This window comes from Mycoplasma iguanae, assembly GCF_024722375.1.
In the GTDB taxonomy this organism is placed as follows: Bacteria; Bacillota_I; Bacilli_A; order Mycoplasmatales; family Metamycoplasmataceae; genus Mycoplasma_M; species Mycoplasma_M iguanae.
Window position 1 is genome coordinate 442,801 of record NZ_CP102734.1, and the last position, 18,833, is coordinate 461,633.

The 18,833-nt window shown below is 27.2% G+C and carries 15 protein-coding genes; 2 read left to right on the top strand and 13 right to left on the bottom strand.

The genetic code is table 4. The features are described 5' to 3' along the window. Positions 1–12: 12 nt before the first annotated feature. From pheS to plsY, 3 genes are all read right to left on the bottom strand, one after another. The gene (pheS, locus tag NV226_RS02060; RefSeq protein WP_258210673.1) at positions 13–951 is read right to left on the bottom strand and encodes a phenylalanine--tRNA ligase subunit alpha; all 939 of its coding nucleotides are present in this window, start codon (positions 949–951) and stop codon (positions 13–15) included. A gap of 40 nt (positions 952–991) precedes the next feature. Next, positions 992–2,197, bottom strand: a complete 1,206-nt coding sequence (locus NV226_RS02065; RefSeq protein WP_258210674.1) for a replication-associated recombination protein A — start codon at positions 2,195–2,197, stop codon at positions 992–994. Between the two features lie 99 nt (positions 2,198–2,296). Beyond that, positions 2,297–2,980: a glycerol-3-phosphate 1-O-acyltransferase PlsY gene (gene plsY, locus NV226_RS02070; RefSeq protein ID WP_258210675.1), complete on the bottom strand. Its 684-nt coding sequence runs from the start codon at positions 2,978–2,980 to the stop codon at positions 2,297–2,299. A 95-nt stretch (positions 2,981–3,075) separates the two neighbouring features. On the opposite strand from plsY, the gene NV226_RS02075 reads away from it, so the two are divergent. Further along, positions 3,076–4,359 (top strand): hypothetical protein, encoded by a 1,284-nt coding sequence (locus tag NV226_RS02075; RefSeq protein WP_258210676.1) that lies wholly within the window; start codon positions 3,076–3,078, stop codon positions 4,357–4,359. Here NV226_RS02075 and NV226_RS02080 read toward each other — a convergent pair. The 5 genes from NV226_RS02080 to NV226_RS02100 form a co-directional block, all read right to left on the bottom strand. After that, positions 4,356–5,312 carry an ABC transporter permease subunit gene (locus NV226_RS02080; protein WP_258210677.1) on the bottom strand — a complete coding sequence of 319 codons (957 nt, stop codon included), beginning with the start codon at positions 5,310–5,312 and terminating at the stop codon, positions 4,356–4,358. The two genes, NV226_RS02075 and NV226_RS02080, sit on opposite strands and share 4 nt — an antisense overlap. 142 nt (positions 5,313–5,454) lie before the next feature. After that, entirely contained in the window at positions 5,455–6,402 is a 948-nt protein-coding gene (locus NV226_RS02085; RefSeq protein ID WP_258210678.1) for an ABC transporter permease subunit, read from the bottom strand. A gap of 25 nt (positions 6,403–6,427) precedes the next feature. Further along, complete coding sequence (locus NV226_RS02090; RefSeq protein WP_258210679.1) at positions 6,428–6,943, bottom strand: hypothetical protein; 516 nt, start codon at positions 6,941–6,943, stop codon at positions 6,428–6,430. 1 nt (position 6,944) lies between these two features. Further along, on the bottom strand, positions 6,945–9,467 hold the full coding sequence (locus tag NV226_RS02095; RefSeq protein WP_258210680.1) for an OppA family ABC transporter substrate-binding lipoprotein: 2,523 nt from the start codon (positions 9,465–9,467) through the stop codon (positions 6,945–6,947). A gap of 1 nt (position 9,468) precedes the next feature. Further along, the gene (locus tag NV226_RS02100) at positions 9,469–10,482 is read right to left on the bottom strand and encodes a hypothetical protein (protein ID WP_258210681.1); all 1,014 of its coding nucleotides are present in this window, start codon (positions 10,480–10,482) and stop codon (positions 9,469–9,471) included. 344 nt (positions 10,483–10,826) lie between these two features. Here NV226_RS02100 and dnaK point away from each other — a divergent pair, with 344 nt between their 5' ends. Next, a complete protein-coding gene (gene dnaK / locus NV226_RS02105; protein WP_258210682.1) occupies positions 10,827–12,623 on the top strand; it encodes a molecular chaperone DnaK in 1,797 nt (598 codons plus the stop codon). 80 nt (positions 12,624–12,703) lie between these two features. Here dnaK and lpdA read toward each other — a convergent pair whose 3' ends face one another. From lpdA to NV226_RS02130, 5 genes are all read right to left on the bottom strand, one after another. Beyond that, a complete protein-coding gene (gene lpdA, locus NV226_RS02110; protein WP_258210683.1) occupies positions 12,704–14,545 on the bottom strand; it encodes a dihydrolipoyl dehydrogenase in 1,842 nt (613 codons plus the stop codon). Between the two features lies 1 nt (position 14,546). Continuing rightward, positions 14,547–15,470, bottom strand: coding sequence for a 2-oxo acid dehydrogenase subunit E2 (locus NV226_RS02115; RefSeq protein ID WP_258210684.1), 924 nt, complete (start codon positions 15,468–15,470; stop codon positions 14,547–14,549). Positions 15,471–15,485: 15 nt separating this feature from the next. Next, entirely contained in the window at positions 15,486–16,493 is a 1,008-nt protein-coding gene (locus tag NV226_RS02120; protein ID WP_258210685.1) for an alpha-ketoacid dehydrogenase subunit beta, read from the bottom strand. A gap of 2 nt (positions 16,494–16,495) precedes the next feature. Beyond that, the gene (pdhA, locus tag NV226_RS02125; protein WP_373423261.1) at positions 16,496–17,614 is read right to left on the bottom strand and encodes a pyruvate dehydrogenase (acetyl-transferring) E1 component subunit alpha; all 1,119 of its coding nucleotides are present in this window, start codon (positions 17,612–17,614) and stop codon (positions 16,496–16,498) included. A gap of 158 nt (positions 17,615–17,772) precedes the next feature. Beyond that, entirely contained in the window at positions 17,773–18,828 is a 1,056-nt protein-coding gene (locus NV226_RS02130; protein WP_258210686.1) for an aminopeptidase P family protein, read from the bottom strand. Positions 18,829–18,833: the final 5 nt, after the last annotated feature.

Here is an 18,833-nt window from a genome sequence, read left to right on the forward strand (position 1 = left end):
TTTTACTCCTTACTATTTGAATTGATTTAAGAATCTTAAATCATTTTTATAAAATTCACGAATGTCTAAAATTTGGTATTTAATCATAGCGATTCTTTCAATCCCAATTCCCGCAGCAAATCCATTCATATCATTTGTATAACCAGCCATTTTTAATACACTGTGGTGCAACATTCCAGATCCTAAAAGTTCAATAGTTTTATCTTTATAAACTATGTCAACCTCTAAAGAAGGTTCTGTAAAAGGGAAAAATGAAGGACGTAAAATAATATCTAGTTCATCTTCAAGTACAAAAGATAATAATGATTTTAAAGTTCAAATTAAGTTAGGAAAATTTACATAACCTACAGACACAAAATCAATTTGTGTAAATTGATGTGAATGAGTTTGATCATCTTCATCATTTCGATACACTTTTCCAAAAGTGAATTGACTAAAAGATCTGTTAGCATATTTTTCTAATATTCTGGCTGTTACTCCTGTATTATGAGTACGTAAAAGTGTTTTATCTTTTAAATAAAGTGAATCTTGCATATCACGAGCTGGATGATTTTGGGGAATATTTAATCTTTCGAAATTATATTCATCAGTTTCAATTTCTGAAGCTTCTACTTCAATATAACCATTTTGTAAAAATCATTGACGGAAACGATTGACAATTAAAGTTAAGGGATGCAGTGAGCCTTGATTGAAAGAATTATATTCTACATCTATTTTTTCGTTTGCAATTTTTGCTTCAATTGTTAGATTTTCAATTTTTTGTGCAGCTAGTTGAAAAAACGCTTCTCCAGCAGCTTTTAATTCTTTTAAAGCTTTCCCTAGTTGAGCTTTTTGTTCGGGAGATGAAGTTTTTAATTTTTCTTGCAATTGACCATATTCACTATCTTTTGCGTAAAATTGATTTTTTATCTTTTTTAGGTCTTCTAAATTATTAATTTTATTTAAATCCATTTTTTACCTTTCTAGTTTTTAGTACAAAATATTTCTAACACTATTTATTTTGCTTAATACGATTTCAAAATTCTTTTATTTTCTTTTCATTTGAAGAATCACCAAATTCAAAAAAAATTTCATTCTTTAATTCTTTGGGTAAATATGTTTGTTCCACATATGAGTTATGATAATTATGACTATATTTGTAACCTAATCCTGCTCCTAATTTTGCAGCATTTTTGTAATGACTATCTTGCAAATGTTTAGGAATATCATAAATATGTCCAGTATTTACAATTGAGATAGCTTTGCTAAAAGCTTTGTAAGTTGAATTACTTTTAGGCGAAAGAGCTAATTCAGCAATTAAATGTCCAATTGGTAAATATCCTTCCGGTATTCCCAGTCTTTGAAATGCTGTATAAGCAGCTTCAATTTTGATACCCATTGAAGGATTAGCTAATCCAATGTCTTCATAAGCCATTGCTGTCATCCTTCTAAATAAAGCATCAAAATCACCAGATTTAATTAATAAAGCTCCATAAAATAGTGCAGCATTAACATCACTACCTCTTAATGATTTATGAAAAGCACTCAAATTATTATAATGTGCATCGCCATCTTTATCACTGTAAAAATTAATATTAGGAATAATTTTTCTTAATTCATTTTTACTAACTTTTTTGTTATTATAAATTTTACTTAATAAACTCAAATTATTTAAAACACTTCGAAAGTCTCCTACAGATAGTTTTACAAGATCCAAAATGGTGGCATCATCCATTTCTAAATTAATTTTTGTTTGCAAAATTTTTTGTACACTAATTAACATATCATTTTCACTTAAAGAATGAAATTCTAAAATGTGCATTCTACTTCTGATTGCAGGGTTAATTTTAAAATAAGGATTTTCTGTAGTTGTAGCATAAATTGTAATTTTAAAATTTTCCAAATAAGAAAGCAATAAATCTTGTTTATCTTTATTTAATCTATGAATTTCATCAATGATTAATATTTTATTAGCTTTAATTTTTTCTAATAATTGTTGTTTATTTTCAATTGTGGCATTAAAAGTATCAAATTTATCTGTTAATTTTTTAGCTAATATCAAAGCAGCTGATGTCTTGCCAATACCACTTTTGCCATAAAAAATAAAAGAGCTTAAATCTTTTGTTTTGATAATGTTTTGAAATAGCTCTTTTAAATGATGCTGTCCAATTAAATCATCTAGTTCATGTGGCCTTAAATCTAAAGATAAACTTTTCATATTAGTAATTTTAGCAAAATAAAAATTTAAATTTATTATATGTTAGAAAAAATAAAAAACACCTTTTTTTAAAAAAGATGTTTTTTAAAGATGGGAGAATTAAAGCCCGTTTTTAATCATATTTTTGATATTGGGATGATGTGCACCAATAACAAAAATATGTGAAATTAATAAAACTAATCCCGAAATTCAAAATAAACTTGGATCAAAAGTTTGATTTAAATTACCCAGTGTTGATTGAGTCATTCAAGGAATAAATGTTAATCCAATCATAATTAATGGTGAAACAATTGATGAAAAACCAACATTTTTTCATAACTTATAAATAGTTAGGAAAATTACAATACCAATTAAAAATAAAACAAGATTTACAGTTATAAATAATCCTGCAAGCGAAGCTGCTCCTTTTCCACCTTTAAATTTGAAAAATACTGGTCAAATATGTCCGATGATTACTCCAAATCCAGCGATTTGAGGAATAATAAATGCTAAACTTTTTTGAAATTCATTTCCTGTAGATTGTACATCTCTTGTTTGACTTAAAATAATTCAAAAAACAAGTACTGCTACAACTGATTTTATGACATCTAATAAAAATATTAAAAGTCCTGCTTTTTTTCCGTAAACTCTTAAAGCATTTGTAGCTCCCGCGTTTCGAGAACCCTTCTCTCTAATGTCTTCTTTTTTTGATTTTTTGGAGAAAATTATTGCAAAATTTATACTTCCTATTAAATAACCGAAAAGTATTGCAATAAAATTAATTAAAAAAATATAAAAATTCATGCTTAAAATTATATTTTAAAAAATAAAAATGTAAAATATATTTATAATTAGACTTAATAACTTTGACAATATTTTGTTGTGTAGAAAGATATCTTTTGAAAAAAAAATTTATAATAACTTTAGCTTTAATAAGTACTGTCACTATTTTTACTGCTGGGTTAGTTACAGGTTTATTGCTAACTTATAAACATGAACAAAAACAAAATATTACAGAAGAAAATAATAAAATTTCTTCTGATAGTTATGTTATTAATATTAACAATCATGATATTGAAAATAATGAAGAAATTAAAAATTTCTTGAAAAATATTCCTGAAAATAATTCACAAACAAACTTTAATAATGCAGTTATTGAAAATCGTTATAAAAATGCAGTTAGTGGTACAAAAGAAAGTGTTACAGCAGAAAATGATTTAATAATTGATGATAATGCAGATAAAAATGAAGTAATACAAAAGAGAGATTTACCCACTCTAAAAAATAGAGATGATACTGTAAATTGACTGCTAAAACACAATGCTGAAGTTAAAACATTACTAAAAGAAGTATTTTTACCAAAAATTAATTATTGATATGAAAAAATAGTTGCTTCAAATCAAAACCCAGTTACTTTAATAAATTTAATTAGAAGAATAGATAAGTTTCAAACTAATGATGTTAAATTTTTGGAATGAAAAAAACAGTGATTTTTAGATAATTCTACACAACATATTATAGGTTTACAACTATTATCAAACATTGCCCAACAAATTAATGTTGTCAATTCTTTATTTAATGAAAATCAGAATATTATTAATGCTGATATCGTTTATTTTAGTAATGATGATACAATTTTTGATCTTTACACTAATGAAGCAAAACCAGTATTAAATAGATATTTAACAAATCCCAATAGCATAACAAATCAAACTTTTTTACAAGCTTTGGAAAATATTTTCAAAGGGCACCAAAAAAGTTTTTATGATTATCACTTTTTCTTGTTTTCTCCTAGAAAAGAAGAATATTTGAATAATTTAGATAAGATTAATAATAACTTAAATGGTCATACTCACGCAATTACTAACTTAGTAATGGATTTAATTTACAGCTTAGAATTTTTCTTTAAATATTGAGAAGATTTTGCAACAAGTTATCAATCTTTAAATATAAACATTATAGAAATTAATAATTTAATGAAAGAATTTCAAAATACTTTTAAAAACCTAAAAAGTAATTTTTATAATCCAAATTTTGATGAATATTTATTTGATTTAAAAAATGAAGCAAATAAATTGTTTAGTGATTTCATTTTAACTTTACCACTAATTTTAGAGATTTGAAAAATAGAAAAAGAAGCAAAAAGCTTCTTCAAAGTTTCTAATTACTTATATCAAAATTAAAATGATTTTAAAAATTGAGAAATTATGACTTTAAAATTGCATAAAAAGATTATTAAAAATAAGGTCAAACTTAATAAATATGAATAATTAGTTTTTGATAAATTTATAGCTTCACTAAAAATATTTCCAATATTAATATCAGATTGTTGAGCATTTAAGTTTAAATATCCAACAATTGTTAACATAGTTAAAATAATGGCAAATTTTTCTACAAAAGTTGCTAAAAAATCTTGCAAGATAATGGCAAAGAAATGCAAATAGAAAATTTTTCAATTTGATGTTCCTAAAGATTTTGATGCTGAAATAAATTCTTTATTTTTATTTATATCAACAATAATAAAAGTTGATTTAGCTTGATATATTCATCCTGATAAAATTAGTGCTCCAAAAATTGCTGAAGTAGAAAACTGAAAAATAAAAATCAATAAAAGATATCAAATGAACTCTGGAACAATTGTTATTGAAATAATGATTTTTTTAATAAATGCAGCAAATTTACTATTAAAAAAACTTGCATAATAACCAATCAATCATCCTAATAAAATTCTAAAAATAAATGCCAGAAAAATTAAAGTTAAAGTTATTGATAAAGAAGATCAAAGTCTAGCTCAAATATCAATCCCATAATCGTTTGTTCCCAACCATGTATAAAAACTAGATACATCTTTGTTATTTAATTTTTCAATTGCATTGATTAATTCATAAGGATTAAAAATTAAAACAACATTGGAAATATTTGAAGCATTACCATCTTCTAAGGAATTATAAATAAAATTAAATTCAGAACTTTTATTAGCTATTTCCAATAAAGTATTTAATTGGTTTCCTGGTTCTAAAATAACTGTTTTATACGGATTTGAAATAGGGGGCAGCTCTTCAATATAATTAATAGTATTACTTATTGGATTAAAAGCTGAATATTGTGAAATAGCTGTAAAAATAATTAACATCATTATTATAATGATGAAAAAGCAAAATAAAAAAATGTTAACTTTTTTGCTAAAAAATGTGATGATAATATCTTTAAAATTTGTTTTATTAAAATTACTTAAATTAATTAATTGTATTTTTTTCTTTTTGCAAATTGAAAGTTATTTATTTTCATATTAACTTCCTTTTAAAATAAAACATCATTTGTTGATATCATCTTGGTTTTTGTTTTGATAAATAATTTACAGGATCAAAAATTTCTTGAATAATTTCAGTGAAAATTTGAAAACTAAAAATTAAAATTAAAGAGAAAATAAAATAAAACATTAATACATCAGCTTCTTTATAAAGAATTGCATAAGTAATTAGCAGTGATAAACCATTAATTTTAAAAATTCTTTCTAGAACAATAGCTAAAGTAAAAAGTACTAGATAAATTTGTAAGATATTTTCTAAAAATCTTAATAAAAAGGTTTTTAAGATAACTTTAAAAAATAATTCTTTTGCTTTCATACCTTTAGTTTTTGCAAAAATATAATATCCTGAACTAATAATTTCATTCAATATTTTTAATATTGTAAAAAACATTAATGGTGTAATGGAAATTACTAAAATAACTACAGGTACTAAAATTGAAATAATAATTTTGCTGGGGTTTGCATTAGCTAAAAATTGTGTAGGAAATTCTAGGAAAATATTTATTAAAAAAAAGACTGCAACTAAAATAAGAATCGGGATTGCAGATAAAAGTGAATTAAATCCTTTAATTAAAAAACTTCAAAAATTAGTTTTTTTCGTTGAAGCTATATAAGCTAAAAAGAAAGAAAATATTAAAGAAATTAAAAATGAAATAAAAGTTCATGCAAATGTTAAAGTTAATGAATTAAAAAATAATGTGTCAATTTTAACTGAACTTTCAATTACTTCCGTATTATTAACACTTCCAAAATTTCCTGCAAAAAAGTTTTGAAAGTAAGTTAAAAAATGTTGAAAAAAAGAGTTATTAGATCTATTTGCAAAGAAATATAAAAAAATGAACAAAAATCAAGTTACAAGAATTAATGTAACTGAATAAACTGCTATTTTTTTTATTAAATTAAAAAATATGTTCATTTTTTCCTTACTATTTTAATTTAGTTTAATTTTGTTCTACTATGAAAAATGCAAAATCATCAATTCTGTCTACTTTTTCTGATCCACTACTTGATAAATGTTCCAATTCAACAATAAAAATAATTGAAGGCCCATTTGTATTAATTGTTTCTGAAACATTAAATCTACTATCAATGTTCAATTTATAGTTTGTTTTTTTAGAATCAATTACAACCAGTTGATATCTGTAACGATGTGGAAAAGGAAATTTTTCTCCTTCTTTGAATTCAAAATAATTTGATAATTTTTTAATAACTTCTACTCAATTATTATTAAATTCTTTTGCAGCATTTATAATATCTGCCTTAATTGTGACAAATGAAGTTGATTGAAATAATTGAGTTCCTCTAAAAATAAATTTATTTCTTAAATCAGCATTAATCCCTTCATCAACACCATTTACTAAACTTGTTTTTTGATTTGGTGTTGATGCACAAGAAATTAGGGCCACTGATGAGATAAATAATGTGGGTAATACCAAAAATAAAAATTGTTTTTTCATTTTATAATTCCTTTCTAATTCTTACATCTTGTAAATATTCAATTCCTCGATATTTACTTGGAAAATCTAAATAATTTTGGATTAGTTTTTTTTCTAAACTATTTACTTTAAAACTTGCAGCTGCTTCAATTGTTAAGTCTTTTAGATTTGTTATTTGATTTATTAAATTAATCATTTTAAAGTTATTCAAATTTTTATCTACAAAAGCATTTATAAATAACTTTAAAAATTTACTAAATTTTGCTTCCTGTTCTACTGTTTTAAATAAAATTTTTTTTAAATTATTTAATTGCTTTAAATTAAAATTGCTTCATTGTTCTAAATTAATTTCAAAAAAAAGATTATTTTTTTCTGCAACAAGATTTTGGTAAGTTATTTGTTCAAAAAGATTTTTTGAAAAAAGCAATAATTCTGGAAAAATATCTTTTAATTTTGGATTTGCAAAAATAGCAAATAATAAAATTAAATTTTGATAATTATTATCTTTTATAAAAATTTCTAAATAATTTGAAAAAGTTGATTCAGTTAGATTTAGTGAAAAATTTTTAAAAATACTATTTTCATTTATAAAGTATTTTTCATAATCAGCTTGATTTTCAATTAAAGCAACTTTAGGTTTTAAACGTGAATCTAATTGTCCATAAAACTCTTCTAGTTTTAAATAAATATTTTTTTGACTATTAGTCAAAATTCTTGTATCAATGGGAATTATTCATTCTATTTTTCGTTTTTGAGTCAAATTATTTAAATTATAAAAATTATCTAATAATTTTTTTAGTGATTCTTGAATTTCACTATATTTTGAAGACTGCATTCTCTTTTCTAAATCTAAAGAATTATTTAAATCGAAATACAATTTATCATTATCATCATTAAAAATATTTATATTTTTTTCATTATCTTGAATTACTTGAATTTTGTTAATTCATAAATAAGCATCTTTGGCACTCTGATATTCTAATAAGTTTTCAAAATTTCTTTTTAGTGCTAAATCTACAGGAACTGATGATAATCAATAATCATTTTCTGGTGAAACTTGCTTAGCAAATAGTGAAAAATTCAATGCACTCATCAAATAAGTTCTAAAAGCAATCACATCTTTACTGAACAAATCAGCTATTTTGGTTTGACCTTTTTCGATCTGATTTAGGTTAGTACCATAAAACAAATTAGCAAATAAATTATTAAAATTATTGATTTTATTTTCACTGGGAATTAAATTTAATTGACTTGTTTTAATCGAAGAACTGGAATTATATTCTGTAGTATAACTTAAACCGAAAGTTGCAGGATCTGATAAAATTTTTTGTTTTTCAGAATTATTTAAGTTAGTAAAATCGCTTCTGGAAATAATTTTTTGTTGATAATTTTCAAAATTTTGTTGTGCAAAATAATCAGAATTTAATGGTAAGGCATTAAATGAATAAATAATAGTTTCTAGTTTCTGGGGATTATTTATTCAAGATTTTTCTCAAAAGTGTTCATTAAGTTTTAATAATATTTCTTCGGGGGAATTTTTATTAATAACATAATTTCCAGCATAAAAACGATCTTTAAATGTTTTTCCATAATTATAAAAATTTAGTTTATCTAAGATTTCATTTTTTGAAGCATCAAAAAATATTGGTTGAAATAATGGCGATTCAATTAGTAAACTTTCAAAAAAAGTTAGTAAACCTTTTTCTGAATTTTCTCTTGCATAAATTGTGATTGTATTTTCATCTTTAATGAAAGTATTTTTATTTAATAATTTATTAGTATCAATTCCTAAATTATTCAAAATTGCTAAATAATCTATACCATTAAAATAATCAATCTCATTTACATAATTTAATTGTTCCATTTCTTTGAGTTCTGACGTATTTAAAAACTGTTGACGAAAGTTTTTATTTCTTAAAAGAACGTTCATCATTCCATAATAAACACTTTCTGCATTTATTTTGTGATTTTGTCTTTGGCCTAAATAGTCAGATCAAAATAAATTAGGGCGAAGTGAAATTTCAATTTTTTTAGCTTTTTGCAAACTTCATTCAAAAAAATCACTATTAATTGAATTATATAAATTGTCACTTGCTCTAGCAATTGCATAAGAATTTAGATATGTACCAAAATTTTCAGGAGCATCTAGTTTGTCTGTTAGATCTGTATAAAAACTATAAGTTTTTAAATCAGTTGCTTCATTAATGATAGAACTTTCTTGGGCATGAACAAAAATGGCGTTGGCAAATTCTAATTTTTTGGAAACTTCTGTAGGCTTTTCAATTGTAAGATTTGCATAATTAATTAATGGTTTAGAAGTTGTTTTATACCTAAAAAGTCTTAAATTTGTCAAGTTGTCAAGTTGTTTTAAAAGTAGATTATTATTTTTATTTTCTAAAGTACTAAAATCAAAAATTTTATTAGCATTGTTAAAACTACTAATAAAAGTTTGTGGATTTTGATAGTCAACATAATGAGAACAAGCAACTAGCAAAGAAGCTGAAGAGATGATTACAAAATTTGAAAATAAAAATATTTTTTTCATTTTATGTTCCTACTCTGCTAGTTTTGAGTTCAGTAATTGAGTTGGTAATAATTAATAAATCTGAATTCGCATTTGCTACAGTATCATGTGAATGGAAAGATAATAAAATCACTGCAAAAACTATACCTGAAGCAAACCAAAAAAGAGTAATATATCATTTTCTTTGTGTTCCATTGCGCAAGTGAATGAATTCAGGAACTAGTTCAATAATTGCCACAAAAGTTAAAATGGCTCCTCCTGAAGCATTAATAACCGGAATTAATCATCCTACTTGTTCAATATACTTATTAAGAAATGAACTAACTAACATAATTGGTAATAATAAAAGAATTGTTAATAAATTATAAATAACAGATTTTTTAATAGTTTGACCATACTGCACTTGGCGATAATGTACAATTAAAACTTCAATAATAATATGCAAGTTAAAAGTGATAATTAAACCTAAATTAATATTTTCACCACGTGATAGTTTTGAAATTGTGGCTCCTAAAACAAAACCATCAATTGTTCTGTGTGATAATAATAATAAAATTGCAAGTCAAGCAGCTTTAGGGCTATCAATATCTGAAAAATTAACCATATGGTCATGATGTCCGTGTTCATCATGTTTTTTATGTACTTCTTTACCAAAAAATTTCACAAAAATTCAACGTACTATGAAAATTGTAGTAAGACCAATAATTGTTCCACCTGCTACAATTGCCATCACTAAAAACTGTTCGTTTCAAGTATTTTTATGAGCGAAATTTCTCAGGGACTCATTTTGATGGATAAATTTTTCTGTTTTTTCATAAGATTCTTTAAAAAATCCTAATGTTCCGATGATGATTAACATCGCAGCAGAAAAAGCATAAAGATAAATATTGCTATTTTCTTTAATTCTTGGTTTAATAAAAGAAATTAAAAAAATAATAACTATCGGTACAACCAAAAGAAATGCTGAATAAATTAAAAAATTAACAAAAATTGCTAAATTTTCATTACCAAAATCATTTGCTTGAAATGGAAACATATTTTCCTATCTACCTTGTATCTTGAAAATCTTAGAACAAGAAAAAATATAATGAAAATTATAGCAAAAAATTCATTAATTACGGAGTAATTCAGCCAAATCTATTACTTTTTACCTTTGTAAATATAGAAAAATACTTATTTTTTATGATAAAGATTGAAAGCTTTATCACCAATTTATTTTATTTTCATTTATATTCAAATATAGCTATAAAATGAATTATAAAAAAATAGCACTTTTTTAGTTTGAGTGCTAAATTATGTGTTATAATATTTGCATGTTTATGAAAAAGAACATTGAAAAAATAATGATTTAATAATAAATTGAATAAGAAAGGAATTAACATGGCAAAAGAAATTATTTTAGGTATAGATTTAGGAACAACTAACTCAGTTGTTGCCATTATTGAAAATAAACAACCTAAAGTTTTAGAAAACTTTAACGGTAAAAGAACAACACCTTCTGTTGTTTCATTCAAAAATGATGAAATCATTGTTGGTGAAGTCGCAAAAAGACAATTAGAAACAAACCCAAATGCAATCGCTTCTATTAAAAGATTAATGGGTACTACAAAAACTGTTACTGCAAATGGAAAAGAATATAAACCTGAAGAAATTTCAGCGATGATTCTTTCACACTTAAAAGAATATGCAGAGAAAAAAATTGGTTCAAAAGTAACAAAAGCAGTTATTACTGTTCCCGCTTATTTTGATAATGCAGAACGTGAAGCTACTAAAACAGCAGGAAAAATTGCTGGTTTAGATGTATTAAGAATTATTAACGAACCAACAGCTGCTGCTTTAGCTTTCGGTGCTGATAAAAAAGATAAAGAACAAAAAATTCTGGTTTATGACTTAGGAGGAGGAACATTTGACGTTTCTATCCTTGAATTAGAAAATGGAACTTTTGAAGTATTATCAACTTCAGGAGACAACCGTTTAGGTGGAGATGACTGAGATAACGAAATCGTTAAATGAATGGTTGAAAAAATTCAAGCTGAATATAAATTTGATCCTTCAAAAGATAAAATGGCAATGTCAAGATTAAAAGAAGAAGCTGAAAAAACAAAAATTGCCCTTTCAAATCAATCTGTTGCAAATATTTCATTACCATTTTTAGCAATTACAGAAAATGGTCCAATTAATGTTGAACTAGAAATGAAAAGATCTGAATTTGAAGCTATGACTTCACACTTAGTTGATAGAACTAGAAAACCAATTATGGATGCTTTAAAAGAAGCTAAACTAGAAGCTAAAGATTTAGATGAAGTGTTATTAGTAGGGGGATCTACAAGAATTCCTGCTATCCAAACAATGGTTGAACATACCTTAGGTAAAAAACCAAACAGAAGTATTAACCCTGATGAAGTTGTTGCTATCGGAGCAGCGATCCAAGGTGGAGTTTTAGCAGGAGAAATTGATGATGTTCTATTATTAGATGTTACTCCACTTTCTTTAGGAATTGAAACACAAGGTGGAATTTCAACTGTGTTAATACCAAGAAATACAACAATTCCAGTTACAAAAAGCCAAATTTTTTCAACAGCTGCTGATAATCAACCTGAAGTAACAATTAGTGTAGTACAAGGTGAAAGACAAATGGCTGCTGATAATAAAATTTTAGGAAGGTTTAATCTTTCTGGAATTGAACCAGCACCTCGTGGTGTTCCACAAATTGAAGTTTCTTTTTCAATTGATGTTAACGGGATTACTAAAGTAACTGCAAAAGACAAAAAAACAAACAAAGAACAAACAATTACTATTGAAAATTCAGGAGCTTTAACTGAAGAAGAAATTAACAGAATGGTTAAAGAAGCTGAAGAAAATCGTGAAGCTGATGCTAAGAAAAAAGAAAAAATGGAAACATTAGTTCGTGCTGAAGCTCTTGTTGCTCAACTAGAAAAATCATTAAATGAAAATGGTGACAAAGTTGATGAAAAACAAAAAGAAATGACTCAAAAACAAATTGATGAACTAAAAGACTTAATTAAAGAAGAAAAAATTGATGAACTAAAAATTAAGTTAGATCAAATTGAACAAGCAGCTCAAATGTTCGCTCAAAATGCCGCAAACCAAGCAGCTAATGATTCAACTCAAGAAGAAGGAACAGTTGAAGCTGAAATCGAAGAAAAAGATAAATAAGCTAGAAAATTGTCTTTAATAAAAAAACAAGATTGGAAAAGCAATCTTGTTTTTTTATTAATAATTTTTAAAACTTTCAATTATTTTGTTTTTTCTAACATTTTTACAGCAAGCCTTGCACCTTCTCATAACACTTCACTAAATGTAGGGTGAGGGTGAATTGCTGAAGCGATGTCATAGATTGTTGTTTCTAAATCCATTGCAACAACAATTTCTGAAATTAAGTCAGTTGCATGTGGTCCAACGATATGACATCCCAAAATTTCACCAAATTCTTTGTCGATTACAAATTTAGCAAAACCAATTTTATTGTTTGTAGCAATTGCTTTTCCAACATATGTAAATTGATATCTTACAACTAATGGTGTTTTACCTTTTGCTTTAGCTTCTTCTTCAGTTAACCCAACAATAGCAATTTCAGGATGAGTATAAATACATGAAGGTAATGTTTTTGATGAATATTTTACAGGGTGATTGGTGATGTGGGAAACAGCAATGGCCGCATGGCGGTAAGCTACGTGTGCTAACATTGATTGACCTACAACATCACCAATTCCATATACTCCTTCAACATTTGTGCGGCAATATTCATCAACTGGAACTTCTTTTCTTTGTCCCAACTTAATTCCTACTTCAGCCAATCCTAAAGATTCTGGTACTCTACCAACTGATACTAAACTAACATCAGCTTTAATTGAATGTTCTTTGTTATCAATTGTATAAAATAAGGTATCTTTTTCAAACTTAGTTACTTGAGCATTATAAACAATCTCAACTCCAGTACTTTCTAATTTAGTTGCAATAACTTTTGCAAGCTCTGCATCAATACCGGCTAAAATACGATCAGTATTTTGTAAAATAGTTACCTTTACTCCTGTTTGAGCAAAAACTTGAGAAAATTCTACACCAATAACTCCACCACCGACAATGGTCATAGTTTTAGGTTTTTTATCTAAATTAATTGCCTCTTTTGAAGTAATTAATTTTCCTGTTTTGTATCCATCTTCAAATCCTGGTAAATCTAAGTGGCGGTCACTTGAACCAGTAGCAATAATTATATTTTTACCACGGTAAACTTTGCCTACAACTTCAATTTCGTGTGCACCAATAAATTTAGCTTCACCAAAAATAGTTTTAACTTTGTTAGCTTTCATTAAAAGCTGTACACCAGTTGTTAACTGAGCTACAACATCTCTTTTTCTCTGGTGCATTTTTTCTCAGTTAATTTTTAATGAACTAGTATTAATATCAACACCATAATCAGCAGCATGCTTAATATATTCGTGTACTTCTGCAGTTTTTAATAATGCTTTAGTTGGAATACATCCAACATTTAAACAAACACCACCTCAGAATTCTTTTTCAATAATTAATGTTTTTAATCCGTGATCTCCTGACATTTCTGCAGCTAAATAACCACCAGGACCTGATCCTATAACAATTACATCAAATTCAGCTTCAATTGCACCTGTATAAGATTTACCTTTATCAAATTGAGTTTCCACTTTTGAACTTTCAACTGTAGCAGATGGTGCTGATTCTGGAGCAGCTTTTACCGGTGCTGGAGTTGAAAAATTAAATGATAATAATTCGTTTGATACTTTTACTTCTCCAACTACTGATGCAGCTGATTCTTCTTCAGCAGCTGTTTCAGTTGGAGCAGTATCATCATTTGATTCAGTTGTTGAACCATCATCAATGTAATAAATTTCTTGACCTACATGGATGGTATCACCTTGATTCATTAAAACTTTAGTGATTTTTCCGGTTACAGGAGAAGGAATATCTGATGTAACTTTATCTGTTTCTACGGAAAATAAGGGGTCACCTTCCTTAACTTCGTCACCTACTTTTTTGTAAATTTCAGCGACAACTCCTTCGTGTAGTCCCTCACCTATATCAGCAAATTTAAATTTATACATTTTAAAATACTCCTAAAATTTGAGGTTTTTCTAATAAATCTTTTACTCTTGAAGCAAAACGTCCAATTGTTGCTCCATCTGCTCAACGATGATCTGCAGCAACTGTTAGGTGCATCACTTTTCCGGGAACTACAGCACCATTTTTAACTACAGCACGATCAATAATAGCTCCTACTCCAGCGATTGCTAGTTCTGGTCAATTAATAACTGGGACACCATATAAAGAACCAACTGAACCATAGTTTGTAATAGTAAAATCTGCACCTTGCATTTCTGCAGCTTTAATAGTTTTATTACGTGCTGCAGCAGCTAAACGTGCAACTTCTTGAGAAATCTCTAAGATAGTTAATTGTTCAGCATTTTTAATTACTGGAACCATTAATCCCGCTTCTGTATCTACAGCTACTCCCATATTAATTTGTCCTGGAAAAATTAATTCTTCAGTAGTTTCATTATATTTAGCTGCAAGCACAGGAAATTCCTTTAGAGCAATCGCTAATGCTTTAATAATAAATGGTAAGAAAGTTAACTTTATTCCTGTTAATTTTAAAACATCATCTACCATAGATTTACGCATATCTCATAGATTTGTCATTTCAATTTCGTTAACTAAATTAACATAAGCTACTTGAGCTCATGAATTTTTCATTGCCCGAGCAATGGCTTTTCTAATCGGTGCAATTTTTTGTGTGTGAGCTTGTAAACTGTGAATTTGTCCCAGAGATGCAGCTTTTGCAGCTTGTTCACTTTTTTCTGGTATTGAAGCAGCTTTTTGAATTGGAGCTGAGGCAGATTGTGGTTTAAAGTTTTCTACATCAGAAATTAAAATTCTTCCATTAGGACCTGATCCTGAAACTGAAGAAAGATCAATTCCTTGTTTAGCTGCTAATGCACGTGCTAAAGGGGTAGCAATAATTTTATTCATTTTTTTTCTCCAATCCTAAAATTTAAAATTCATTAATTCTTGAATTTTTACTTTAACTTTTTCCACATCTAAAGCATGATATTTTTCACCACGTGCTAAAGGTACAGTAATATCTCATCCTGTTAATCTAGTTAAAGGTGCTTTTAAATATTCAAAAGCTTTTTCATTTACTCTAGTAATAATTTCTGCTGAAACAGAAAATGATTTAACGGCTTCATGCACTACTAAAAGTCTTCCAGTTTTTTTAACTGAATTTATTATAGTTTCTGTGTCAATTGGTTTAATTGTTCTTAAATCAATTAATTCAATATCTCATTCAGGATTTGTTTGATGTAATTCTTTTAAGGCTGCTAAACAGTCATGAACTTGTTTTCCATAAGTAACAATTGTTAAATCTTTTCCTTCTTTTAAAACATTAGCTTTACCGATTTCTACTTCATAAATTTCTGCAGGGATTTCTTGTTTAAATGAACGATAAATACTTTTTGGTTCTAAAAAAACAACTGGATCAGGATCTTTTAAGGCCGCAATTAATAATCCTTTTGTGTCATAAGGGGTTGCAGGCATAACTACTTTTATTCCTGGAATATGTGCATATAAAGCTTCGATTGCTTCTGAGTGATGTTCTAAAGCTCTAACTCCACCAGCCATTGGCATTCTTAATACTAATGGACAAGTAAATCTTCCTCTTGAACGATTTCGATATCTTGCTGCATGTGTCATTAATTGTTGAAAAGCGGGATATGAAAATCCTTGGAATTGCATTTCAACAATTGGTTTTAAGCCGCTAATTGCAGCACCTACTCCCACTCCCATCATTGCTGCTTCAGCAATTGGTGTATCTCAAACTCTTTGCTCACCATATTTTTTCTGTAAACCTTCAGTTGCTCTAAAAACTCCACCTTCAAATCCGGCATCTTGTCCTCAAAGTACAACAGTTTCATCTTCTTCCATCATTAAATCAATGGCATGTGTTAAAGCACCGATGTTATTTAATGCAATTAAATTCTTTTTCTCTGACATAATTATTTTCCACCTTTTGCTAGTTTTTGATAGTAAGCAAGCGCTTCTGCTTTTTGTTCAGCTAGTTCAGGAGTCAATTGAGCATAAGTATAATCAAATACTTCATTAATATCAACTTCTAATTCTTTTTGTGATTCTTCAAAAGCAACTTTTACTTCAGCTAATGAGTCATCTCAAACTTTTTGGATTTCTTCGGTGGTGATATATTTTTTATCTTTTAAATATTTTTCAATCCGGTGCATTGGTTCTCAAACTTCAGCTGCTTTTTCTTGTTCTTCAGTACGATAAACTTTAGGATTATCACTTGTTGTATGTGGTCCTTGTCTTCAAGTAATAAATTCCACTAAAACAGGTCCATTCCCTTGACGAGCATATTCCATAGCTTCTTTCATTACAGCATAAGAAGCTAGTAAGTCATTACCATCAACTCTAATACCAGGAATTCCCACTGAGTAAGCTTTAGCGGCTATTGTTGAAGATGAAGATTCTAATTTTTCTGGAGTTGAAATTGATCATTGATTATTGTTTACACAAAAAACTGCAGGTCATTTTCAAATTGCTGAAATGTTCATAGCTTCATAAAATTCACCCTCAGCTGTTCCACCGTTACCAATAATGGAAACAGCAACACCAGGAATTTTTCTTAATTTCATTGAATAAGCTATCCCAGCTGCATGAGAACACTGTGTAGCAATGGGAATATTTACGGGTAGTAAATTAATTCCTTCAGGAATTTTTGATCCTCTTTCATTACCATTTCAGTACAGTAATTGTTGCTTTACAGGCACACCCATGTATAGCATGGTAGCATTTGATCTAAAAGCTGGAACATATCAGTCTTCTTTTTCTAATGTCATTGCTGATGCAACTTGCAGCGCTTCTTCACCAAAATTAGGTGCAAATGTTAACATTCTTCCTTGTCTTTGTAATTGTGTCATATATGTATCTTGTTGTCTAGACAAAACCATAAATTTATAGGCTTTTAAAAGTTCTTCTTTTGTAAGCGTTGTGTCATTTTTTTTGTCAATTAAGTTACCATCTACATCTAAAAAACTAATAATTTCATCAACGTTCAACATGACTTTGCCAGGCTGTACATATTTAAAAGATTTTGATTCCACGTTAGTACCTCTCTAAAGTATTATTTAATTTAAATATTTAATTTTTGTAGTTATATTAATAACATCAAAAATTATAAACTCTTTTAAACCTTTAACTTACAAAAAAGTACATATTTAGCGCTTTTTTGTAAAAAATAGATTTTTTTAGAAAAAAGCAATTATTTTTCTACTCCATTAATTTCATTTTTTCTTGAAAGTGTAATTGATCCTGTTTCTGTTACTAAAATATCATCTTCAATTCTTACTCCACCTAATCCTTCAATGTAAATTCCTGGTTCAACTGTTATTACCATTCCCGGTTCTAGAATAGTTTCATTTACTGAATTTACATTAGGTAACTCGTGAACATCAATCCCTAAACCATGTCCTGTAGAATGCAAGAATTTGTCACCATATCCTTTAGATTGAATATAATCATAACAAACTTGATGTACTTGAGACGCTTTTATACCTGGACGAACCATTTGACGTCCTAAACGGGCTGCTTGATCAACAATATCTCAAATTTCTTGAGCTTGGGCATTATTTGGTGTTCCACCAAAAATAAAAGTTCTCGTGATATCAGCTCCAAATCCTTTATAAATTGCTCCAAAATCAATTTTTAATAATTCACCCTTTTTGATTTTTGCATCAGTTGGGTGATGGTGTGGTTTTGAAGAATTAGTGCCTGTAGCAATAATTGCATCGAAACATTCCTTATCAGCACCTTTTTGTTTCATTAAGAAATTTAATTTGTGATCTAGTTCTCTTTCGGTTTGACCTTCTTGAATTGATGGTAATAATTCTTCATAAGCTTCCAAAGAAATATCAATAGCTTTTTGCAATTTTTCAATTTCTGCTGCAGTTTTTAAAATTCTTAATTTTTGTCCACTTACAGGTTTAATTTCAGCTTCAGGTAACATTGATTTAATGTATTGTACCATTCCATAAGTTTCATAATCTGCTTCAATTCCAATTGTTTGATAATTTTTAGCAGCTAAAAAATTTTTTAATGAATTTTTTTCTAGTAAATGTACTTCAGCGTTTTTAGCTTGTTTTTGTGCATATTCAATGTATCTTGAATCAACAAAAATGTGATTTTTGTCTTTTTCTAATATTGTTCATCCATCTGATGATTCCACAGATGAACATCATAATCTTGTTTGTCTACTTGATGTAACAATCGCATCCAATTTCTGTTCAACAAAAGTTAAATCTAAATATTTTCTATTCATATTTC